This window comes from Bradyrhizobium sp. SZCCHNRI2009 (genome assembly GCF_032485115.1).
Classification (GTDB): domain Bacteria; phylum Pseudomonadota; class Alphaproteobacteria; order Rhizobiales; family Xanthobacteraceae; genus Bradyrhizobium.
In genome coordinates, this window is sequence record NZ_JAUEUH010000003.1 from 108,576 (window position 1) to 131,336 (window position 22,761).

20 protein-coding genes and 1 pseudogene are annotated in these 22,761 nt (G+C 66.2%); 8 read left to right on the plus strand and 13 right to left on the minus strand.

The window, feature by feature from the left end; genetic code table 11:
* Positions 1–7: 7 nt before the first annotated feature.
* Positions 8–979, minus strand: coding sequence for a nitronate monooxygenase (locus QX041_RS12410; RefSeq protein WP_316165528.1), 972 nt, complete (start codon positions 977–979; stop codon positions 8–10).
* Between the two features lie 57 nt (positions 980–1,036).
* The gene (locus tag QX041_RS12415; RefSeq protein WP_316165529.1) at positions 1,037–1,666 is read right to left on the minus strand and encodes a hypothetical protein; all 630 of its coding nucleotides are present in this window, start codon (positions 1,664–1,666) and stop codon (positions 1,037–1,039) included.
* A gap of 154 nt (positions 1,667–1,820) precedes the next feature.
* Between QX041_RS12415 and QX041_RS12420 the strand changes: the two genes are divergently transcribed.
* Complete coding sequence (locus tag QX041_RS12420; RefSeq protein ID WP_316165530.1) at positions 1,821–3,383, plus strand: AMP-binding protein; 1,563 nt, start codon at positions 1,821–1,823, stop codon at positions 3,381–3,383.
* Positions 3,384–4,630: 1,247 nt separating this feature from the next.
* Here QX041_RS12420 and QX041_RS12425 read toward each other — a convergent pair.
* Together QX041_RS12425 and QX041_RS12430 are read right to left on the minus strand one after the other, a co-directional pair.
* Positions 4,631–5,647, minus strand: a complete 1,017-nt coding sequence (locus QX041_RS12425) for a hypothetical protein (RefSeq protein WP_315751438.1) — start codon at positions 5,645–5,647, stop codon at positions 4,631–4,633.
* A gap of 547 nt (positions 5,648–6,194) precedes the next feature.
* On the minus strand, positions 6,195–6,608 hold the full coding sequence (locus QX041_RS12430; protein ID WP_315751436.1) for a DUF1801 domain-containing protein: 414 nt from the start codon (positions 6,606–6,608) through the stop codon (positions 6,195–6,197).
* Between the two features lie 112 nt (positions 6,609–6,720).
* On the opposite strand from QX041_RS12430, the pseudogene QX041_RS12435 reads away from it, so the two are divergent.
* Positions 6,721–6,894, plus strand: a pseudogene (locus QX041_RS12435) (methyl-accepting chemotaxis protein); the annotation flags it as partial.
* Positions 6,895–7,228: 334 nt separating this feature from the next.
* Here QX041_RS12435 and QX041_RS12440 read toward each other — a convergent pair.
* The 4 genes from QX041_RS12440 to minC are packed head-to-tail and all read right to left on the minus strand — an operon-like array spanning position 7,229 to position 9,827.
* Positions 7,229–8,002: a thioesterase family protein gene (locus tag QX041_RS12440; protein ID WP_315716281.1), complete on the minus strand. Its 774-nt coding sequence runs from the start codon at positions 8,000–8,002 to the stop codon at positions 7,229–7,231.
* 21 nt (positions 8,003–8,023) lie between these two features.
* Entirely contained in the window at positions 8,024–8,299 is a 276-nt protein-coding gene (gene minE, locus QX041_RS12445; RefSeq protein ID WP_315716282.1) for a cell division topological specificity factor MinE, read from the minus strand.
* A complete protein-coding gene (minD, locus tag QX041_RS12450) occupies positions 8,296–9,111 on the minus strand; it encodes a septum site-determining protein MinD (protein ID WP_315716283.1) in 816 nt (271 codons plus the stop codon). Before minD ends, minE begins: the two co-directional genes overlap by 4 nt.
* Positions 9,112–9,131: 20 nt before the next feature.
* Positions 9,132–9,827 (minus strand): septum site-determining protein MinC, encoded by a 696-nt coding sequence (minC, locus tag QX041_RS12455; RefSeq protein WP_315751435.1) that lies wholly within the window; start codon positions 9,825–9,827, stop codon positions 9,132–9,134.
* A 519-nt stretch (positions 9,828–10,346) separates the two neighbouring features.
* On the opposite strand from minC, the gene QX041_RS12460 reads away from it, so the two are divergent.
* The 4 genes from QX041_RS12460 to QX041_RS12475 all read left to right on the plus strand — a co-directional run bounded on the left by QX041_RS12460 (position 10,347) and on the right by QX041_RS12475 (position 16,086).
* The gene (locus QX041_RS12460) at positions 10,347–10,982 is read left to right on the plus strand and encodes a hypothetical protein (protein WP_315751433.1); all 636 of its coding nucleotides are present in this window, start codon (positions 10,347–10,349) and stop codon (positions 10,980–10,982) included.
* A 44-nt stretch (positions 10,983–11,026) separates the two neighbouring features.
* Entirely contained in the window at positions 11,027–12,637 is a 1,611-nt protein-coding gene (locus QX041_RS12465) for an ABC transporter substrate-binding protein (RefSeq protein WP_315751431.1), read from the plus strand.
* A 132-nt stretch (positions 12,638–12,769) separates the two neighbouring features.
* Positions 12,770–14,302, plus strand: a complete 1,533-nt coding sequence (locus tag QX041_RS12470; protein WP_315751429.1) for an ABC transporter substrate-binding protein — start codon at positions 12,770–12,772, stop codon at positions 14,300–14,302.
* Positions 14,303–14,514: 212 nt separating this feature from the next.
* Positions 14,515–16,086, plus strand: coding sequence for an ABC transporter substrate-binding protein (locus QX041_RS12475; RefSeq protein WP_315716288.1), 1,572 nt, complete (start codon positions 14,515–14,517; stop codon positions 16,084–16,086).
* An 81-nt stretch (positions 16,087–16,167) separates the two neighbouring features.
* On the opposite strand, the gene QX041_RS12480 is transcribed toward QX041_RS12475, so the two are convergent.
* The 5 genes from QX041_RS12480 to QX041_RS12500 all read right to left on the minus strand — a co-directional run bounded on the left by QX041_RS12480 (position 16,168) and on the right by QX041_RS12500 (position 19,468).
* Complete coding sequence (locus QX041_RS12480) at positions 16,168–17,136, minus strand: nitronate monooxygenase family protein (protein ID WP_315716289.1); 969 nt, start codon at positions 17,134–17,136, stop codon at positions 16,168–16,170.
* A gap of 167 nt (positions 17,137–17,303) precedes the next feature.
* Positions 17,304–17,909 carry a hypothetical protein gene (locus QX041_RS12485; protein ID WP_316165531.1) on the minus strand — a complete coding sequence of 202 codons (606 nt, stop codon included), beginning with the start codon at positions 17,907–17,909 and terminating at the stop codon, positions 17,304–17,306.
* A complete protein-coding gene (locus QX041_RS12490) occupies positions 17,909–18,490 on the minus strand; it encodes a YqaA family protein (RefSeq protein WP_315716459.1) in 582 nt (193 codons plus the stop codon). Before QX041_RS12490 ends, QX041_RS12485 begins: the two co-directional genes overlap by 1 nt.
* A gap of 69 nt (positions 18,491–18,559) precedes the next feature.
* Positions 18,560–18,961 (minus strand): phosphoribosyl-ATP diphosphatase, encoded by a 402-nt coding sequence (hisE, locus tag QX041_RS12495; protein WP_315716291.1) that lies wholly within the window; start codon positions 18,959–18,961, stop codon positions 18,560–18,562.
* 105 nt (positions 18,962–19,066) lie between these two features.
* A complete protein-coding gene (locus QX041_RS12500) occupies positions 19,067–19,468 on the minus strand; it encodes a hypothetical protein (protein WP_315716292.1) in 402 nt (133 codons plus the stop codon).
* A 276-nt stretch (positions 19,469–19,744) separates the two neighbouring features.
* Between QX041_RS12500 and QX041_RS12505 the strand changes: the two genes are divergently transcribed.
* Together QX041_RS12505 and QX041_RS12510 are read left to right on the plus strand one after the other, a co-directional pair.
* Positions 19,745–20,800 carry an ABC transporter substrate-binding protein gene (locus QX041_RS12505; RefSeq protein ID WP_315751428.1) on the plus strand — a complete coding sequence of 352 codons (1,056 nt, stop codon included), beginning with the start codon at positions 19,745–19,747 and terminating at the stop codon, positions 20,798–20,800.
* Positions 20,801–20,885: 85 nt separating this feature from the next.
* Complete coding sequence (locus QX041_RS12510; RefSeq protein WP_316165532.1) at positions 20,886–22,676, plus strand: glucan ABC transporter ATP-binding protein/ permease; 1,791 nt, start codon at positions 20,886–20,888, stop codon at positions 22,674–22,676.
* Positions 22,677–22,761 lie beyond the last annotated feature (85 nt).

Sequence of the window (22,761 nt, forward strand, 5' to 3'; positions counted from 1 at the left end):
CGTTTTCTCATGGCCGGAGACCGCCCGCGCCGCCGTACTCATCAGCCGTACGCGCCACCAGCACGGCGACCGACGGGATGTCGGTGACCCCCGAGGTCGCGTGCCCGCCGCTCCAGATGTCGCGCCAGCGTTTCGGCCGCGCCTCGCGCGCAGCGATGTCGATGTCACTGCCGATCTCGATCGCGCCGCGCGCCGGCAAGGCTTCGGGATCGAGCCCGGCCGCGACGATCGACGGCCGGAGCATGCTGGTCGGCAGGCCGGTGAAGGCCGAGGTGAGCAGCACGTCGTCGGCCGAGCTGTCGACCAGCATCGACTTGTACCGGTCATCGGCCAGGCTTTCGCGCGTGGCGATGAACTTCGTGCCCATGTAGGCGAGATCGCAGCCGAGCACCTCGGCCGCCCGCAACGCCACGCCGTCGCTGATGCCGCCGGCGAGCACGATCGGCCCGGCGAAGAACGCCCTGACCGCGCGCACGAAGGCGAATGGATTGAGCCAGCCGGTCTGGCCGCCCGCCCCGGCCGTGAGCAGCACCAGGCCATCTGCGCCGGCCTCGACCGCGCGCTCTGCATGACGGATCGAGGCGACGTCAGCGAACACCAGCGCACCCGCATCATGCAAGGGCGCAACAACCTTTGCCGGCGAGCCGACCGAGGTAATCACGATCTCCGGGCGGCGCCGCAACAGCACCGCGAGATCGTCCTGCAGCCGCGCGTTTGATTGATGCACGATCAGATTCGGGCAGACCGGCGCAGCCGCAGCGCCGCTCGCATCGCTGCTGCGCGCAAGCCGATCGGCAATCTGGAGCAGCCAGGCGTCGAGCTCGTCGGGGGTTCGACAATTGACCGTCGGGAACGCGCCGATCACGCCGTTGGTGCAGGCCGTGCTCACCAGCTCGATTCCCGACACCAGGAACATCGGCGCTGCGATCAGCGGCAGGCGCAGCCGCGCCCGCAGCCCGTCCCATCGAGTGTCCTGCACGGCGCGTCCCTCCCTGATCCTTGTTGGGCTCAGGGATAACGGCGCCGCCGCGTGCGATCAATCGTCGCCGAAGAAGCTGAAGCGCGGCCCCTCCATGCCGACCGGCTGCGCCGCATAGGCGCGCGGCGTCGTATCCTCACGCGCGGCCTGCTCGACCGCGCGCAGATCCTGCTCGCGGCGCTGGCGCCGGCGCTCGACATATTGCCGGTGCCGCTCGGTGCGGCGCTGCTCCGCGACGCGCTTGCGCTCCGCCCCGCGCGCCTTGAGATCCGCGTCCTCGGCCTTCGCTGCGGCCTTGTCCTGTCCCTTCTCCTGAACGTCCTCGGCGGTACCGGCCTGCGTGCTGGCCGGCGCCGAAGAGGCGGCGGGCACAGCCGTCGCGTCCGGCACAGCAGCCTGCGGCGGGGGCGAGGGATTGGGCGATACCGGCGTCGCCGGCCCCGTCTCCGCTGCTGCGGGCGCCACCTTGATCGGCGTGGTCGCGGCCGCCTGCGTTGCCGCAAGATACGAGGTGGTCGTCGGACTTGGCGACGGCGTCTCCGGCACGGAACGCGCGAGCTTGGCCTGCTCGAACGCCTGCGAACTCGGATGCATGCCCTCCGCGATCATGAGCCCGCCGCCGAGACCGGCCGCGACGGCGATGGCGACCGTTCCGGCTCCCGCAAAAAAAGCTGTCGAGGTGCGCATGGCCTTGCTCCGCTATTGTTCGGCCGGGCAACGCGGCGCGCGCAGCGATGTTCCGAGGACGACAAGCGCGCCTTGAGCGCGATGGGCTTTCTGATAGCGTCGGCAACAAGCCCCGCGACGCCATAACGATCGCGGCATCTCGGGAGGATCGTCCATGAGCCTACAGCTTCATTCGTTTCCGGTCGTCTGCGAACAGACCCTGCTCACGCTGTCGCGTCATCCGTCGCGCACCGCCTTCAGCTGGCCGGACGGATCGCTGACCTATCAGGGCGCGATCGACCTGATCGGCCGCATGCAGAACGTGTTCATGCGGCTCGGCCTGCCGCCGGGAACACGCGTCGCGTTCCTCAGCGCGAACCGCGCCGATGCCTGGTGCGCCGGCACGGCGGCGCAGCTGTCGCGGCTCGCCATCACCTGGCTGCATCCGCTGGGCTCGCTCGACGATCAGCTGTTCCAGCTCGCCGATTCCGAATCGCAGGTGCTGGTGATCGATGCCGCCGCGTTCCACGACCGCGGCGGCGAACTGGCCGCGCGCTCGGGCGGCCTGCGCCACGTGTTCACGCTGGGCGCAGCCGGCTATGGCGTCGATCTCCTCGCCGCGATCGAGCAGTCAGGCCACGCCAGCGCGCGCAACTTCGCCACGCCCGAGGACATCGCGACCTTGAACTACACCGGCGGCACCACCGGAAAGTCGAAGGGCGCGCTGCGCCATCACCGGGAATATGGCGGCTTCGCCACCGCGATCCTCGCCGATTTCGAGATCCCGGAGCGCGCCCGCTATCTGACGGTCGCCCCGATCAGCCATGTCGCCGGCACCAAGGTGCTGCCGACCCTGATGCGCGGCGGCACCGTGCACATGCTGAAGAGCTTCGATCCGGAGGCCGTGCTCGCGACCATCGCGCGCGAGCACATCAACTTCACGCTGTTCGTGCCGACGATGATCTACGTGCTGCTCGATCATCCCGCGTTAGCTAAGACAGATCTCTCCTCGCTCGAGCTCGTGCTGTACGGCGCCTCGGCGATGTCGCCGACACGGCTGGTCGAAGGCATCGAGCGCATCGGCCCGGTGTTCTCGCAGCTCTATGGCCAGACCGAATGCTATCCCGTCTCGGTGCTGCGGAAGGCCGATCATGATCCGAAGCAGCCGGAGCTGTTCCTGTCCTGCGGCTTCCCGATCGCGGCCTGCGAGGTCAAGATCCTCGATGACCATGATCAGGAGGTCGCGCTGGGCGAGGCCGGCGAAATCTGCGTGCGCGCGCCGCATGTGATGGCGGAATATTGGCAGCGGCCGGACATCACCGTCGAGACCTTGAAGAACGGCTGGCTGCACACCGGCGACATCGCCCGCCGCGACGAGCGCGGCTACATGTACATCCTCGACCGCAAGAAGGACATGATCGTCTCCGGCGGCTTCAACATCTTCCCGCGCGAGATCGAGGACGTGCTGACGCAACATGCCGACGTGGCGATGTGCGCGGTGGTCGGCGTGCCCGACGACAAATGGGGCGAGGCTGTCACCGCGATCGTGGTGCCCCGCGCCGGCGCGCAGATCGACGCTGCCGAGCTGATCGAGCTCGTGAAGGCGCGCAAGGGCTCGGCCCATGCGCCCAAGAGCATCTCGTTCGTCAAGGAGCTGCCGATGACCGGCGTCGGCAAGGTCGACAAGAAGGTGCTGCGCGCACGGTTCTGGGAGGGCCGCGGGCGGATGGTGGGGTAGCGGCATCATCAGCTCCCTCGATCGCCACCGTCATTGCTCTTGCGCCGAAGCAATCCAGGGCCGCGGATGAGGCCCTGGATTGCTTCGCTCCGCTCGCAACGACGGCAATCCAGACTCGCGGCTTTGCAATGCCGATGGAAGCTCTCGCCCGTAGCCGCCGCGCTCCGCTGTCGTCCCGGGCAAGCGAAGCGCGACCCGGGATCCATAACCACAGGGCAGCGTCGTAAGCGCTGACGTAGCGACCCGCGTGCCTCGACCATCGTCTTATGATCATGGGTCCCGGCGTTCGCCGGGACGACAGCCTTTGTGTGGCGCGATACTCGCCACGCGATCCGCTGTATCCAAACAACACTGAATGCGCTGCCCCCATTGCAGACATGACATTGCTGCCTCGCGGCGCATCTGCGTCCGAGTCTTGCTGGTGTCGTTCCCCTCCAACTCACGGAGGGTGCAGGGAAGGCCAGGCCTCGACCGAGGCCTGCGGTCCGCGTGCAGCAAAAAAGCACGCGGCAGAACCACAGGTTCGGCCGGATAGACCCGGCCTTCCCTGCGCGATGGCTTTACGATTTATACGCAGTCTCCTCGGTGACCGGCTTGTTTGCCACCGTGGCGACAACGCGTTTCACGCGTTGCGCGGACCTCAGCGTCGGGAGGCCAGGACCCTGCGACTTCACCGTCCGCGACGTGGCGTACGTCGGCATGCCCAAAGCATGCTGCGCCCCATCGCGGCCACCGCATCCCACCCCAACGCATCGTGACGTTCGCGAAGCGCCCCTCGTCAGTGAAGCGGGATGCGGAGAAGAGACCATGGATTTCTGAAAATGCAAAGTCGAATATTTTTCGCTCCGCATCTGGACAGCCCAAATCAGCTTGATCGCGCGAGCGAATTTCGTCTTTGCGCGCGCCGCTGCGGACGCCCGACCTGCGCCGGAAAGTATCGATGGGGAAGCAAGCCTGCTCGTCGGCCAAATCAACCTCGCTGCGGCACAACGAATCCCAGGCGACGCGCGACAGAGGGCCCAACGAAAAGCCGGTCTGCACTCCGACCCGCTGTCGTGCCGAACAAGCGAAGCCGGACGATGTGCAGGCATCGTCGCGTTCGCGCGACCCAGGACCGAGACCCCAGGACGTGGCGAGCCCGGATGCATCAATGCGCGTGCCTCGAATATGGCCCTGGGTTATGGGTCCCGGCGTTCGCCGGGACGACATTGATTTTGTCGGACGAGCGTCCAGACACGACAACCATCTCACAACGCCGCGAACGCAGCGCGCGACGGTGCGAGCGGCAACCAGTCCGGGATGCGGCGCTTGGCGAGCCAATACGGCCGCCACAGCATTCGCCATGTGGTGAGATCCACAGGGGCCTGGCGCCATTTCATTCGACCGGTCTCGATCTGCGACAGATCGTGCAGGTGCAGCCAGCGCCGCGCGATCCACCAGAGCTCGCGGGCGACGTCAGCATTCCCCCGTCCCTTGAGCTGGACGATGCCCAACAACGGATCAGGAAAACGGACGGCGACCTCCAGCGTCGCGACGCGTTCGCCCAGGTGCCGGACGCTCCACAGCCGAGAGCGATTGTGGGCGATGTCGGAGCCATAGGTGCGGACACAATTGCGCATAGTCATCGCTTCGTCGACCAGATCCGGGATGTCATCCAGCGGCCGAAACTCATAGTCCCCGACGCGACCGGGATGGAGCCACATGTCGCGGATTGGCCGTTGACCGAGATTGAGATGCAGCGAGACTTTCCCTCGCCAAGCGAGGGCAGCCGTCATTGCGGCATCGAGCTTCATGGCTGGCGTCCACGGCCTTTCGACGAGCTCGCGGCCGAAGCCGGCGGGCTGCCCCGAGAACCAGATCCACAGACCGAGCAGATGCATGCGGTCGCGCTTCAGCACCAGCGGCGCCCGCAGATACTCACGGGCGATCCACACCGCGGCCGGCTCATGCGCCAGCGCCGCCATCTCCGCCACGAGCTGCAGCCAGGTCGGCATCAGCTTCGGCGAGCGCGGCAAATGGTTGCCGATCTGCCGCCGGAACAGCTCGCCGTCTGGCAATGGTGGGATCGGACGGACGAACGCCTCCGGTGGCAGCTTGCGCAGCCAGAGCGGCAGACCGGCCGCGGCCGCCGCCTCGGCCAGCGGACGCCCCGCGATCACGCACGCGATCGCCCGCTCCGGATCGACATCCGGGCGCGGCACTGCCAGCGCGAACAGCAGCGCCGGAAAGCTCAACGCGAGGTCGGCGAGATGAGGATGTCGCATCGCGCATGCGCGCACGCGGGATTGCAGACGAGACGAATAGCGCCGCAGCCGGCGTTCGCGCAGGTCGGAACGCTCCGGCTCCCGGCTGGGAGTCAGCAAGAGATTTGATGTCATGACACGACGGTTCAAGCGCAGGCCACGAGGGCCGCGGGCTTTTCGATGAGATGCGAAAGGGTCAAATCATGGCCGGGACAATCATCCCGGTCGGCCGCGTCAATGATCGCGCAGCGAGCCCGGGAAGCGCGTGAGTCTGAACATCGTCGCCTCCTGCGTTGAAGTTGGGATGCGCCGAACTAGCGTGTTTCTCGGCAGAGCGCAACCATGGCCGCCGCCTCCTCCCACCTCGATGCACACGGGTCATCCTTGCGAAAGGTTGTCGGCGACCGGCACACCGCCGGCGCGAGCCCCCGAAACGACGAGGCGATCCAGGCCTTCCAGACAGATGATTCGACTTGGCCCTGGATTGCTTCGCTGCGCTCGCGACGACGTGGTGAGTGAGCAGCGACCTGGATCGTTGATACTGACTGCGCGGAGCGATGCACCAGCCCTACCGCTTCCCCTTCGTCATGTTCAGCGCCACCGCGGCGCGGATCAGCGCCATGAACGCAGTCTCATCGATCTCGTCGCCCTCATGGAGGTCGATCGCCCGGCGGGTATTGCCGTCGAGGCTGGCGTTGAACAGGCCGGAAGGGTCCGGCAGCGATGCACCCTTGGCGAAGGTCAGCTTCACCGCGGCCTTGTAGGTCTCGCCGGTGCAGACGATGCCGGCATGCGACCATACGGGAACGCCACGCCACTTCCACTCTTCGACGATATCGGGATCGGCCCGTTTGATGAGATCGCGGACGTAGCTGAGCGTGACGCCGCGCCAATCCCCGAGCTCCTTGATCCGGGCGTCGATCAGCTCCGACGGAGACTGGTTCCCCTCGCCGACGCTCGTAGCCTTCGTTGGTTTCGCCATGACGCTTATTCCCATCCACCTGCTTGTCGTTTCACCTGCGTGTAGTCCGCGTCGTAGTTATACGACCATCTTGGCCTGCTCAAGTTTATAGCAATATTGATAACTCCACGGCCAAGCGGCACAGTGCACCAACGAGGTGTCGTCCAACATCACCGAGGTGCAGCACGACGCCAGCGAAACCGGCTCGGCCTCGTCCCAGGTGCTGTCGGCGGCGCAGTCGCTGTCACAGGACAGCAACCGGCTGAAGCTGGAGGTGGGACGATTCTTGAACACGGTGCGGGCGGCGCAAGAGCGAAATCGTTCGTCGTTGAACTCGTTCACTCGCGACAACGGCAGTTTGTTCCCTCTCCCGCTTGCGGGGGAGGGCTAGGGAGGGGGCCGCTCCAGCGGCGGTGTGCGTGGCGCCCCCTCTCCAACTCTCCCCCGCAAGCGGGGGAGAGGGCACAGCGGAGCTTGGCGCGGGGTTGATCGGTTCACCGGAAACGAAGCAGGCAACTGCCGATCACCGGCCCAACTTAATAACACCTCGCCGCAGCACGCCGTTGGAAACGAGGCAGCGCCGGTGCGGTGATCAGTTCGCCAACTCGCCGTGAACGCAATCCGGACGGCTGACCGCCCCCTCACCGCTTTTCGATCACCAGGCTCTGCACCACCCGGCCGAAATAGCCCCTGACATCGCCCAGCCGCGCCATCGCCAGACCCGCGCCGTCCGGGCCGATCCAGCTTTCGGCGTCGAGCAGGATCCAGTCGCCGACCGGCTCGCGGGCCATGTTCACGGTGAGGTCGGCATTGAGGAACGTATAGCTGTGGAAGTCGAGCGCGGCGGAGGTGCCGTTGCAGAAGTCGCTCGCGACCACGGCGCGCATCGCCTGCGACACGGCGTGGCCTTCGACCAGCGGCCAGTCGACGCGATACCAGATCGCGCCGGGACCCTTGACGCCGAACCGGCCGCGCGCAGCGCGCAGCGTCATGCCACGCACGAAGGGGCTGGTCGAGAAATCCGCAGGCTCCGGCAGGGCCTCGTCAGGGCCGACCAGATCGACCGGCAGCTCGCGGACATCGTCCGGCAGCGGCACCGCGTCCTGCCTGATCTTGAGCACCGTCGCCGTGACGACCACCGTGTCGCCGGCGCGCAAGCGCACGGCGCAGAGCTGGATCTTGCGCCCCTCGCGCAGCACCTCGGTCTCGATGAGGAGCTCTGCGAGCGGCACCGGGCGCATCAGGTCGATGGTGACGCGGGCGATGCGCATCGGCGACTTCGTCGGAATGCGCTCGGCCGCCCACACGGCCAGCGCCGATGGCGCAGACCCATGTTGCATGGTCGGATCCCAGGGTCCCGCAGCATCGGAGCCGACGGCGACCCGATTGTCCGCGATGCGGAAGATCGGCCGCATCAGCGCGCGCCTCGCCACGTCTCAGCCGGCGCTGGCAAAGGCGCGGTCGGCGCCATTGGGCAGTTCGATGTCGACCTCGAGCGTCGAGACATGCTTTCCCCGGTCCATGCGAACGATGACCTTGTCCGGATCAAGTACCACATGGCGCGAAACCACGGCGAGGATTTCCTCGCGCAGCTGCATCAGGAGATCGGGCTGTCCACGCAGACTGCGCTCGTGCGCGAGCAGGATCTGCAGCCGTTCCCGCGCGACGGGCGCGGAGGCTGCACGCCCCGTAAAGAGCCGCAGCACACTCATGCAGCCCTCCGTCCCAAGAGCAGGTTCATCAGGCCCTTGCGCTCGGTCGGGATCTGCATCTCGACCTCCTCGCCGAGCAGCCGGCGCATCGCATCGTGATAGGCGCGTGCGGGGGCGCTCGCCGGGCTGTTGAGCGTCACCGGGCAGCCGACATTGGAGGCGCGCAACACGTCCTGGCTCTCCGGCACGATGCCGAGCAACGGCGTCGCCAGGATTTCCAGCACGTCATCGATCGACAGCATCTCGCCGCGCGCGGCGCGGCCGGCATCGTACCGGGTGATGAGAATGTGCTTCTCGACGCGCTCGCCGTTTTCGGCGCGCACGGTCTTGGAGTCGAGCATGCCGATGATGCGGTCGGAATCGCGCACCGACGACACTTCCGGATTGGTGACGATGAGAGCCTCGTCGGCATAGCGCATCGCCAGCATGGCGCCGCGCTCGATGCCGGCCGGGCTGTCGCAGATCACCCAGTCGAAGGTCTTGCGCAGCTCAGCGATGACGCGGCCGACGCCGTCCTCGGTCAGCGCGTCCTTGTCCTTGGTCTGCGACGCCGGCAGCAGCCAGAGATTCTCCAGCCGCTTGTCGCGGATCAGAGCCTGCGGCAGCTTGGCGACGCCATGGACCACGTTGATGAGATCGAACACCACGCGGCGTTCCGCGCCCATCACCAGATCGAGGTTGCGCAGGCCGACGTCGAAATCGACGACGACGACCTTCTCGCCGGCCTGCGCCAGCGCCGCGCCCATCGCCGCCGTCGTGGTGGTCTTGCCGACGCCACCCTTGCCCGACGTCACTACGAGTACTTTCGACATGTCACGGATCCTCCTGCTACTCAGTTCAATGCAACGATCTTCATGGAATGACCTTCGAGCCGCGCCTGCACGGCCCGGCCGCGCAACGCGGCGTCGATCTGCTCGGCGGTCTGGTAGTAGCCGTCGATCGCGACCAGCTCGGCCTCGATCTTCTGGCAATAGATGCGCGCCGCCGCGTTGCCGTTGATGCCGGCCATCGCGCGGCCGCGCAGCGTGCCGTAGACGTGGATCGAGCCGCCGGCGACGATCTCGGCGCCCGACGACACCGCGCCGAGCACGGTGACGTCGCCATCGGGAAACACGACCGACTGGCCCGAGCGTACGGGCTGGTCGAGCAGCAGCGAGGTCGGCTGCTGCAGCGACGGCTTCTCCGGCTCGATCTCCTGCACGGCGCAGTGACGGCCGCCCGACAACAAGGGAGGCATGCCGAGCGACAGCCGCCCCTGCTCGACGCCTTCGAGACCGAGCACGCGGATGTTGCGCGACTCGATGCTCTTGATGAGATGGGTGATGGCGAGCGGGCTCAGATCCAGCGCTGAGAGATCGAGCACGATCGGCTTGCCGACGAAGAAGCCGGGCGAGCCCGCGAGCGTTGCATCGAGCTCAGCCAGCCAATCGGCAATCGGCACAACCGGCGAAAACACGAAGGCGACGTAGGAGCGCCCGCGCAGACGAATAACAGGACGCACCGTTTCAGCGCTGGCACTCATGACCATCCGACCCAACCCTTCTTAGTGATTGGTTAACTGTCGGCGCCAGATGGTTAACGGATAGTTAAATCGACGCTAAGCCGCTCAAAAATCGACAGCGGCCCGCCCGACATAGTTCGATGATGATCGAATCAAGGCGCAATCTTGGCATCAATGAGACGCAATTCATGAGCATCTGCGTCAAGACCCGTCACGCCTCATTTTAATCACATCATGATGATAACTTTAACGTACATATAATTCGGAACCGACGACTTTAAGAGGTTCCGATCGATTGACACTCGTCAGGGGGCGGGGCATGGGATCGATAGAGGCGCCCAAGGCACGGCAAACGTGCCACGGCGCCTTGCAGGAAGGGACCGCTGGCGTGCGATCGCTGATCGACGCGAAACGTCTGATTCTGCAAGTGATTCCGTATACTCTGAAGTGGCAGACCAGCTCCCGCTCTTCGTTTGAAACTAGCTCTCATACGACCGTGGCAGAAGCGTATCAGTTTACCGGAATCGAGCGTCAGAGGAGTAGCGTATGAGTTCGTTGAGTGAACAGAATCCGATGAACCCGCAGGACCCGCTGCACTATGCGCCGCGGTGGCTGCGCGAACGTCCGGAAGCCGCGCGTCTATCTCTCGTCGGTGACAATGCCAAGGCAGCGGAGGCGGCCGAGCGTCCCGCTTCGGGACAGCAAGGACAGCTCGATGCTCGCCTGGAGACCGCCGTGTTCGAATCCCTTCGCCAGTCGCTGAATCCGCAAGTCATGCGCGAGCCGCCGGATCTGGAGCGCGAGCGCGACCGCCGGTCGGTCGTGTTCAAGGTGGCCGGCCGCTTCGCCGCCGCAACCGGCGTCGCCGCCGTCGTCGCGCTGTTCTTCGTCAACATCGTGCCGGTGTGGCGCCAGCCCGACGCCAGCTCGTCCTTCGTCGCCGCCGTGCAGTCGATGAAGACGCTGCCGCCGGTCGCCGCCGACGTCCAGGACGCCAAGGCGGACCAGACCAGCGCGCTGCCCGAGCGGGTCGAGCCGCAGGCTCCGGCGCTGTCGCAGTTCAAATCGCTGCTCGCGGACGCTCCGGCGCCGACGGCAGAGACCGACACTCCAGAAAAGCCCATGCTGCAGCAGTTCATGCAGTGGAACCAGAAGACGGGTCAGATGGAGCGGGTTCGCTAACCCTCTGCACGACTGATCCGACTTCCAACACATCACAGGCGACGATGATCGACGTCCTACCGCAGAAAGCGGCAGCACGCCGTCCGCTGGCTCACGCCCGTATGGCAGCCATCCTGCTCGCGTCCCTCGTGGCCGGCGAGGCCGCTGCTGCGCCCGGCGAGAGTGTGAGCGTGGCGCGCCAGCTCGGCAGCCGCGTCGGCCCGATCATTGGCGCCGCGCTCGCGTGCCGCGACATCGCCCGGCCGCGCATCCAGGCCATCATCGAGAAATTCCAGCTCGTCATCCGCGAGGCCGCCGCCAGCGAGGCCGACCGTGACGAGCTGACGCGCCTGCTGGACCGCTATGTCGCCGAAGGTCGCAGCCTCGTCACGTCGGGCCGGCTGGATTGCGGCGGCGCCAATCGGCAGCTTGCCGATCTCGAACAATCCATCGCAGCGCCGCCTCCGGCGCGCGCGAACCTGTCTGCCGTGAGCATCGGACCTGCGACGGCGCAGGCCGCGACTGTACCGGCGCAACTGCTGCCGCCGGCCGGCAACGTGCGCGGGGTGACGCAGAGCGAGATCAAGCTCGGCATGGTCATTCCCTACAGCGGACCGGTGAAGGAGAGCGGGCGACTGCTCAAGATCGGCGTCGAGACGGCGTTCAATCGCGCCAACGAGGCCGGCGGCGTCAACGGCCGCATGCTGAAGCTCGTCACCGCCGATGACGGCTACGATCCCGCGCGCACGCTGGATGCGATGAAGCTGCTCTACGAGAAGGAGCAGGTGTTCGGCTATATCAGCAATTTCGGCTCGGCCACCGCCGCGGTCGCCATCCCCTACGCGCTCGAGCGCCGCACGCTGTTCTTCGCGCCCTATACCGGCGCCAACGTCGTGCGCCACGATCCGCCCGACCGCTACGTCTTCAACTACCGGCCGAGCTATGCCGAGGAGACCGACGCGCTGGTCCATTATCTCGTGAAGATGCGAAGGCTGCATCCGCGCCAGATCGTCGTGTTCGCGCAGAACGATGCCTTCGGCGACGCCGGCTTCGCCGGGGTGGCCAGGGCGTTCCGCACGCTCGGCGTCAGCGACAATTCGATCGTGCGGGTCAACTATCCGCGCAACACGGTCGAGGTCGACGACGCCATCAATCAGCTGAAGCTGCTGAAGACACCGGTCAAGGCGGTGGTGATGCTGGCGACGACGCGCGCCGCAGCCAAGTTCATCGAGAAGGCCCAGGGCGTATTTCCGGGCGTCATCTTCGCCAACATCTCCGCGGTTGCTGGCTCGGCGCTCGCCAGCGAGCTGATGCTGCTCGGACCGCGCTACGCCGAGGGCGTGATCGTCAGCCAGACCGTGCCCGGCGTCTCCGGCTATTCGAGCCTGGTGCTCGAATACAAGACCGCACTTGCGAAATATGCCCCGGGCGAGCCGGCCGACTACACCTCGCTCGAGGGCTACATCGCCGCGAGCATCCTGATCGAGGGACTGAAGCGCGCCGGTCCGAACTTCGATACCGAGCAACTGGTCGAAACGCTCGAGAACATGCGCAACATCGATCTCGGCCTCGGCACGCAGCTCGGCTTCGGCCGCGCCGAACACCAGGCTTCGCACAAGATCTGGGGCACGGCACTGGACGACAGCGGCACCTACCAACCCGTCGAACTTGAATAGGATACCGCTAGAGGCGCGACGGCCTCAACTACCAGGACATAAAGAGCGACAGAGAAACCCGACATTAATTCGAAATGCCACGAATAGTAGAACGAAGAGGGTTTGAAACAAGCTGAGCAGGTGGAAGGTTCGATGGCCGTGCGTTGGTCCGCGTTGATCATCGGGAGTGTTTTCGTAGCTCCCTTCAGCCCCGCTTTGGCGGCGGCTCCCGACGTCGTCAGGGAGCTTGGCGGCCGGGTTGGACCGATCGTGGGACAGGCCTCCGCGTGCCCCGACATCGCGCAGGGCCGCGTCCAGAGCATGGTCGACAAATTCCGCGAAGCCATCCGCCAGGCGACGAGGAATGACGGCGAGCGCGATCAGCTGACCCGCAGCTTCAATGGCTACATCGCCGAGGGCCGTAGTCGTACGGGCGCCTCGCAGGCGACCTGCGCCGCCGCGGAGCGGCAACTGACGGAGCTCGAACGCTCGCTCGACCAGCCGGCTGCGGCGACGGCCCCGATCACACCGGTCAAGGCCGAAACGACGACTGGCGCCGTCACCGCGAGCCCCGTGCGCGGCATCACCGACCGCGAGATCCGCTTCGGCATGGTCCTGCCGTTCTCCGGCATCCGCAAGGAGACCGGGCGTCAGATGCGCCAGGGCATCGAGGCCGCGTTCGCACGCACCAACGACGCCGGCGGCGTCAACGGGCGCATGCTCCGTCTCGTGGCGGCGGACGACGGCTACGACCCGGGCCGCACGCTGGCGGCGATGACGCAGCTCTACGACAAGGAGCAGGTGTTCGGCTTCATCGGCAACGTCGGCACCGCCAACTCGCAGGTGGCGATCCCCTATGCGCTGGAGCGGCGCACGCTGTTCTTTGCACCGAACACCGGCGCAGCAGTGGTGCGACGCGATCCGCCGGATCGCTACGTCTTCAACTACCGGGCGAGTTACGCCGAGGAGACGGCCGCGCTGGTGCGCTACCTGATCAACATGAAGCGCGTCTCGCCCAGGCAGATCGCCGTGTTCACCCAGCAGGACCCATTCGGCGACGACGGTTTCGCCGGTGTCGCGAAGGCCTACCGGCAGTTGAAAATCGGCGATGCCGTAACGCGCATCAACTATCCGCGCGCGACGATGGACGTGGAAGAGGCGGTCAATCAGGTCAAGGCGCACAAGCCGGGACTCAAGGCGGTCATCATGGTAGCGACCGATCGCGCCGCCGCGAAGTTCATCGAGAAGACGCGCGACGCGGTACCGGGCCTGATCTACGCCAACGTGTCCGCCGTCGGCTCGACCTCGCTCGCGACCGAGCTCAAGCTGCTCGGCCCGCGCTTCACCAACGGCGTCATCGTGACGCAGGGCGTGCCGGCGGTTTCGGGCTATTCGAGCCTCGTGCTCGACTACAAGAACGCCCTGGCCAAATACGCGCCCGGCGAGGCGCCGGACTATACGTCTCTCGAAGGCTATATCGCGGCGACGATTTTGATCCAGGCGCTGAAGCAGACCAATCCGCTCGACACCGAGCGGCTGGTCGACACGCTCGAATCGATGCGCAGCCTCGATCTCGGCCTCGGCACGACGCTCGCATTTGGACGCGCGGAGCACCAGGCCTCACACAAGATCTGGGGCACCGCACTCGACGAAACCGGCACGTATCAGGCAATCGAACTTGAGTAGAATTAGCTTCTAAGGGGAAGAACTGGTGAAGACGTTTCGTTAGCAGGTCCTAAAGTATGATCGGAAAAAGGCGTGTCGGGTTACCGAAATGGTCATGCTCTTAGGAAAGGCTGGTCTGTGCATGGTGACGGTCTTATGTCTTCTCCGTCGCAGACACGGCGTCAATTCACCAGGCGGAAGACCTGGATGGGGTCCAAAGTGGGATAGTGGCAATGAACTTTCGTTGTAGCGTGTTCTTGGTTGCGGCATTGCTCGCAACGCCCGCCAGCGCGGCGGGCACCAATGCGGATGTGGTGCGTAATCTTGCGAGCCGGGTCGGGCCGATCGTGGGAGCAGCATCCGCCTGTCAGGCGATCGACCAGGGCCGCGTTCAGGCCATTGTCGACAAGTTTCGCGAGGTGATCCGGGAGGCCTCCACCGGCGGCTCGGATCGTGACGAGCTCACCCGCGTCTTCAACGGCTACGTCGCCGATGGACGCAACCGTGTCGGGGCGGCTCAGACCGACTGCAACTCCGCGGGCCGCCAGCTCGCCGAGCTCGAGCGCTCGCTCGGGCAAAGCGCGCCGAGCCAGACCGCCACCAGCCTCGCCGGGGTGATCGCCCCGTCCGCGGCCGTGGCTGCGACGGCACCAACCGCGACGCTGCCGCCGGCGTCCACCTCCAACGTCCAGGGCGTCACCGCCAACGAGATCCGCTTCGGCATCGCCGCTCCGTTCTCGGGCGCTGCCAAGGAGCTCGGCCGGCAGATGAAGATGGGCATCGAGGCCGCCTTCAACCGCGCCAACGACGCCGGCGGCATCGCCGGGCGCTCGCTGCGGCTCTATTCGGCCGACGACGGCTACGAGCCGTCGCGGACGCTGGACGCGATGAAGCAGCTCTACGAGAAGGACAAGGTGTTCGGCTTCGTCGGCAATGTCGGTACCCCGACGTCTGCCGTGGCGATGCCCTACGCCCTGCAGCGCCGCGTGCTGTTCTACGGCGCGTTCACCGGCGCCAACCTCCTGCGCAACGATCCGCCGGATCGCTACGTGTTCAACTATCGCGCCAGCTACGCCGAAGAGACCGACACCGTCGTTCGCTATCTGGTCAAGCTGCGCCGCCTGCCGGCCAAGGACATCGCCGTGTTCGCGCAGCAGGACGCCTATGGTGATGCCGGCTTCTCCGGTGTGGCCAAGGCCTTCCGCTCGCTCGGCCTTGCCGACACGTCCATCTTGCGCCTCAACTACAAGCGCAACACGGTCGACGTGGACGACGCGGTCAACCAGCTGCGGGCGTTGAAGAACCCGCCCAAGGCGATCGTCATGGTCGCAACCTATCGCGCCGCCGCGAAGTTCATCGAGAAGACGCGCGATCTGTTCCCGCACATGATCTACACCAACGTCTCCTTCGTGGGCTCGACCGAGCTCTCGGACGAGCTGATGCTGCTCGGCCCGCGCTATGCCAGCGGCGTCATCGTCACCCAGGTGGTGCCGGCCGTCGGCGGCTATTCGAGCGCCGTGCTCGAATACAAGAGCGCGCTCGAGAAGTACTTCCCGGGCGAGGCACCGTCCTACGTGTCGTTCGAAGGCTACGTCTCGGCCAACGTGCTGGTCCAGGCGCTGCGCCGGGTCGGCCCGCAGCTCGACACCGAGGCGCTGATCGACACGCTGGAGAACATGCGTGACATCGATCTCGGTCTCGGTGCCAAGCTCGGCTTCGGCCGCGCCGAACACCAGGCCTCGCATAAGATCTGGGGCACGGCGCTCGACGAGCGCGGCAAGTTCCAGGCGATCGAGCTGGAATAGCCCGCCCGCTTGTTGCGACCTCAACAAAAAAGCGCGACAGCCCTGGCTGCCGCGCTTTTCTTTTGTCCGTCGCGGAGCCGCTTAGAGCGGCGGATCGATTGCTTCGTCATATTCCTTCTTGAAGCGCGCGATCAGCTCGGCGGCGGGCAGCACGTCCTTGATGGCGCCGATGCCCTGCCCCGAGCCCCAGATCTCCTTCCATGCCTTCGGCTTGGCGCGCTCGCCCGAGGCGTCGGTGCCGAAGCTCATCTTCGACGGATCGGAGGTCGGGAGATTGTCCGGATCGAGGCCGGCGGCGACGATCGACGGCTTCAAATAGTTGCCGTGCACGCCTGTGAACAGGTTCGAATAGACGATGTCGTCGGCGCCCGAGCTGGTGATCATCTGCTTGTAGCCTTCGACCGCATTCGCCTCCTTGGTGGCGATGAAGGCCGAGCCGATATAGGCGAAGTCGGCGCCGAGCACGCGCGCGGCACGGATGGCGCGGCCGTTCCCGATCGCGCCAGACAGAGCGATCGGGCCATCGAACCAGCTCCGCGTCTCCGCCACGAAGGCAAACGGCGAGATCGTGCCGGCATGTCCACCGGCGCCCGCCGCGACCAGGATCAAGCCGTCGGCGCCCTTCTCGATCGCCTTGTGCGCGAAGGTCTGGTTGATGACGTCGTGGAAGACGATGCCGCCCCAGCCATGCGCCGCCCGGTTCAGCTCCTCGCGCGCGCCGAGCGAGGTGATCATCATCGGCACCTTGTACTTCTCGCACAGCGCGAGATCCTGCTCGAGCCGGTTGTTGGAACGGTGCACGATCTGGTTGACGGCGAACGGCGCCGACGGGCGTTCCGGATGCGCCCGGTCATAGGCGGCGAGCTCCTCCGTGATGCGCGCCAGCCATTCGTCGAGCAGCGCGGCCGGCCGCGCGTTGAGCGCCGGAAACGAACCGACCACGCCGGCCTTGCACTGCGCGATCACCAGGTCGGGCACGGAGATGATGAACAGCGGCGAGCCGATCACCGGGATCGTCAGGCGGCCCTTGAACAAGGCGGGCATGGACATGGATGGGAATTCCTCTTGCGTTGAAATGCGGAAACACTCGTGATCGCGAGCATGCCCGACATCATGCCGTGATGGCAATTCGCTCGCAGAGGGACCGGAAAAGCCGGACCAGGGTCTTGCGTTGAGACGCTGGCGTGCCGGCGTCATTGGCAGAGCGCCGAGGTCACCTAGGTGTCCGTCCGGCAATCGCCCGGCTTGCGCTCGCGACCGGGGATCAGCACCCGCGCCGAGCAGGTCTCCGCAGAATCGGTGTTGAGGCTCTTGCCTTCCTTGTAACCCTTGCCCTGGCACAACCGGTCGGCGCCGAGCTTGCAATCCGGCGTGCCGTTGGCGGCGATCGGGCAGACCGAGCGGCCGGAGATCATGCTCGAGGGCTGGGCGAGGCGCGACAAGGTCTCGCCGGTCTCCTTCAGCACGTCGGCGCCGCCCTTCGGCGCGACCGGGCCACTGGGCTGCACCGGTGTTGCAGCGGGCTGATCCGCGGCAGCGCCGGTGGGATCGCTGCCGGCCGCCGGCGGCTCGGCGCGGGCATCGCCCGAAGGCTTCAGCGGAATGATCGACATCTTCTCGAACAGCTTGCCGAGCTCCTCCACCAGACCCGGACTGGAAGGCGGCGCAGGCTGGACGGCAGGCGCCTGCTGCGGTGGCTGTTGCGGCGCTTCTCGCAGCCCCAAGGAAGGCGTCGTTTGCGCCCATGCCGCGGCGGCGGAGAGAACCGAGACGACGGCGAGCAGCGCCGCGCCTGCCCCCAGCCCCGGGCGCAGCGGCCGCATCAGATCAGCTTCACGGCGATGACGAATCCGGCCACCAGCACGGCCGCGCCGATCGCCACCCACAGGCCGAGATGCTTCTCGATGCGCACCCTGATCCATTCGCCATAGCGGTTGAGCAATATCGCGGCGATGAAAAAGCGGCCGCCGCGCGCGATGATCGAGCAGACGACGAACAGAAAGAGATTGTAGCCGGCGAAGCCCGACGTGATCGTGACCAGCTTGTAGGGGATCGGCGTCAATCCCTTCACCAGGATGATGACGGCGCCCCACTCGGCGTAGGAGGCACGGAACGCCTCGACCTTGTCGCCGAGGCCGTAGAGCTGGATCAGCCAATGGCCGAGGGAGTCGTAGAGCAGCGCGCCGATGGCATAACCGACCAGGCCGCCCGCCACCGAGGCCGCGGTGCAGACGCCGGCGAACAGCCACGCCCGCTGCGGCTTCGCCAGCGACATCGGGATCAGCATCACATCCGGTGGCACCGGAAAGAACGAGCTTTCGGCGAAGGCAACCGCGGCCATGATCCACATGGCATGCGGCTTGTGGGCGGCGTCGATACACCAGTCGTAGATCCGTCTGAGCATGCTGGCGATGAAGCAAACCGGGCAGGATTTGTCCATGGCCCATATGTCGGCCCGAATCGGACCGCCACACTAGTGCCGCTTGCGGATGGTCCGGCTTTCGGCCGCGACGATCGGTCGCCCCGCCACCCGTCCGGGCGCGGCCTTGGCGACCTTGACCGGCGATTTCGGCAGCTTCTCGGCGATGCCGAGCATCAGCTCGCGCCGTTCCATCTCGCGCCAGACGTCCTCGGGCTGGACATCGAGCTCGGCCCACAGCACGGCCAGATTGTAGATCAGGTCGGCGCTTTCGCGCACCACGGCCTGGGCGTCGCCGCCGACGGCATCGATCGCAACCTCGATCGCCTCCTCGGCGAGCTTCTTGGCCATCTTGGCCGTGCCCTGCTGCATCAGCTTGGCCGTGCGCGATCGCGCGGGGTCGAGATCCCTGGCCGCCAGGACAGCGCGATAGAGCCGATCGATCGAATCAGTCATCTCGCCACAATAGTTAAATTCGATGGTACGCATATTAACGTTCGCGGCAGGCAAGAAAAAATCCGCCGGCACGGCGGCCGGCGGATCGTTTCGTCCGATCTCACATCACCAATGCGGGTGATGGTAATAGCCGCCACCGTAATAGGGGCCGCCGCCGTAATACTGATAGCGCGGTCCGTAGCCATAATAGGCCGGCCGGCCATAGTAATAGTTGTCCTCGTAGTAGGAGCGGCGGTTCTGCGTCGCCGCGATGGCAAGTCCGGTGCCGACGATCCCGGCGAACGCCGCCGCAGCCGCCGCGCCACCGTTGCCGCGATAGTGGCGCCGGCGCGCGCTGACATCGGTCAGGCCGCCATCATTGGCCGTCTTGGCGACGACGCCCTTCTCGGCCGGCGCGGAGCCGGCAAAGGCGAGTGTCGGCTGCACGGCCGTCAAAGTCACCGCGGCCACCGTCGCCAGGACGGTAGCACGGCCAAAGCGTGAAAAACTTCCGCGCTGTGCGATCATGTGGATCCTCCGTACGATCTAATCTCGGGTACCAACTCGCGAACTGCGCCCACAGTTCCCCCCGCGAAACCCGGAGTCGAAGCCGCAAATCGCCGCAGGCCTTGCTCATGGACCGTTCACATTCGATCCGACATGATCAGGCACCGCCGGCCCCGAGTGGCAGCGGCACCGCGACGTTGTCACGAAATTGACATCTCGATCCCGCGATGGCCGGCGAACTGATTAGAATACCGGCGTGACAAGACCGGTACGGCCTGCGAATACCGGCGTGACATGATGCGCATGCGACGACCCGTCACCCTGCTTGCCTTGGCGCTCCTCGCCGCCTTCGTCGTGCCCTCATGCCTGTCGAGAGAGGAAGCCGCAGCGGAGGAGCCGAAACGTCCGGTCGCCGTCATGTTCGCGCTGGATCGGCCGCTCGATGGCAGCATGGCGCCACTGGTCCTCGCCGCCAGCCGCGGGCTGTTCGCCACCGAGGGCGTGACCGTCACCATCACCACGGCCAAGGGCTCTCCCGATGCGATCGCGCGGGTGGCCTCCGGCGAGACCGACATGGCGCTCGCCGACATCAACGAGCTGATCCGCTATCGCGACGCGTCGAACAGCCAGCCGGTCAAGGCCGTGTTCGTGCTGTTCAACAGGGCGCCTTATGCGATCATCGCGCGCAGGAGTCGCGGCATCAACGGGCTCGGCGACATCGAAGGCAAGACGCTCGGCGTCGCCGAGGGCGATCTCTCGATCCGGCTGTGGCCGGCGGTCGTGAGGCACAACCATCTCAGGCCCGAGACCATCAAGCTGTCGCGCGTTGGCGCGGCCGTGCGCGAGCCGATCCTGTCCGCCGGCCAGGTCGATGCCGTCAGCGGCTTCTCGTATCTCTCGGCGATCAATCTGCGCGACCGCGGCGTGCCCGCCGCCGATCTCGCGGTGCTGCGCTTCGCTGATTATGGCTGCGAGGCCTATGGCCATGCGGTGATCGTCAATCCCGGCTTTGCGGCCAAGCAGCCGGCGGCGGTGAAGGGCTTCCTGCGCGCGCTGACATCGGGGCTCCAGCTTGCCATCAAGGACCCTGCCGGCGCGATCGCCGACGTGGTGAGCCGGATGGATGACGGCTCCCGCGAGCTCGAGCTGCAGCGACTGCAGAGCGTGCTCGTCGACAACGTGCTGACGCCGGACGTCCGCCGCGATGGCATCGGCAGCATCGAGCCCGCCCGGTTCGAGCGGGCCCTCGACCAGCTCGCGGAGGACGGCAAATTCCACCACAAGCGTCCGCAACCCGCCGACATCTTCGACGACAGCTTCCTGCCGCCCGCCGACAGCCGGCTCGTCAACTGAGCGCTCGCCGCGGCGGCCGTTCCCTTGCTAACATGGTGCCGCGCGCCCAGCGCTGATTCCAACTGCCGACACGAAGCGCCCCGCCATGTCCCTGCTCCGCATCTATGCCCGCGTGCTCCATCTGCTCGGAAAGGAGGCGCGGCTCGGCTGGTTTCTCGCGATCGCCAACCTGGCGCTGGCGGTGGCGCAGTTCGCCGACCCGGTGCTGTTCGGACGCATTGTCGACTCGCTCTCCGGCAAGGCCTCGGCCAGCACCGCCTGGCCGCTGCTCGCGGCCTGGGCCGGATTCGGCCTGTTCACGATTCTGGCCAGCGCCTGGGTCGCGCTGCAGGCCGACCGGCTGGCGCACCGGCAGCGCCATGCGGTGCTGACGAGCTATTTCGAGCACATTTTGCAGCTGCCGCTGACGTTCCATTCCGGCACCCATTCCGGCCGGCTGATGAAGGTGATGATCAACGGCACCGACGCGCTGTGGAAGCTGTGGCTGTCGTTCTTCCGCGAGCACTTCGCCGCGATCATGTCGGTGCTGGTGCTGCTGCCGCTGTCGCTCTATCTGAACTGGCGGCTCGCGATCCTCTTGTTCGTGCTGTGCGTCGTGTTCACCGTGCTGACGACCCTGGTCGTGCGCAAGACCTACGGCATGCAGAGCGAGGTCGAGGAGCATTACAGCGACCTGTCGGCGCGTGCCTCCGACGCGCTCGGCAACGTCGCGCTGGTACAGAGCTTCGTGCGCATCGATGCCGAGGTGCAGGGCCTGCGCACCGTCGCCGGACAATTGCTGTCGGTGCAGATGCCGGTGCTCGGCTGGTGGGCGCTGGTGACGGTCATCACGCGTGCCTCGACCACCATCACCGTGCTCGCGATCTTCACACTCGGCATCGCCCTGCATCAGGCCGGGCTGACGTCGGTGGGCGAGATCGTGATGTTCGTGTCGTTCGCGACCATGCTGATCCAGAAGCTGGAGCAGGTCGTGTCCTTCATCAACAACGTGTTCATGGAGGCGCCGCGGCTGGCCGAGTTCTTCACCGTGCTCGATGCCGTGCCGGCCGTGCGCGACCGCCCCGACGCGATCGAGGTCGGCCGACTCTCGGGCCTGGTCGAATTCAACGATGTGTCGTTCTCCTACGACGGCAAGCGGCCGGCGGTGGAGGACCTCACTTTCACCGCGCTGCCGGGCCAGACCATCGCGCTGGTCGGCCCGACCGGCGCCGGCAAGTCGACGGCGATCGCGCTCCTGCATCGCGCTTTCGATCCGCAGTCGGGCTTCATCAAGATCGACGGCATGGATGTGCGCGGATTGAAGCTCGCGGCGCTGCGCCGGAACATCGGCGTCGTGTTCCAGGAGGCGCTCCTGTTCAACCGCTCGATCCGCGAGAACCTTTTGGTCGGCAAGCCCGACGCGACCGACGAGGAGCTGCGCACCGCCGCCGCGCGCGCCCAGGCGCTCGACTTCATCGATCGTGCCGACCAGGGTTTCGATACCAACGCGGGCGAGCGCGGCCGCATGCTGTCCGGTGGCGAGCGCCAGCGGCTCTCGATCGCGCGTGCCCTCTTGAAGGATCCACCGATCCTGATTCTCGACGAGGCGACCTCCGCGCTCGATGCCGTCACCGAGGCCAAGCTCAACGCGGCGCTCGACGAGGTGATGAGGGGACGCACGACCTTCGTGATCGCACACCGGCTCTCGACCATCCGCAACGCGACGCGAATCCTGGTGTTCGAGAACGGACGCGTGATCGAAAGCGGAACGTTCGATGAACTCGTCGCCAAGGGCGGCCACTTCGCGGAACTCGCGAAGGCCCAGTTCATGGTGCAGGAGAGCGCGCGCGCGACTCTCGCAGAGCCCGACAGCGACGGCATCATCGTCAAGACCTGATCGCGGGACGCTTTCATCGTGGAATTGAATGGCTGGCCTCTGTTCGCCAGCGTCGAGCCGGTATAGGTTCGCGGCCTGCCGCAAC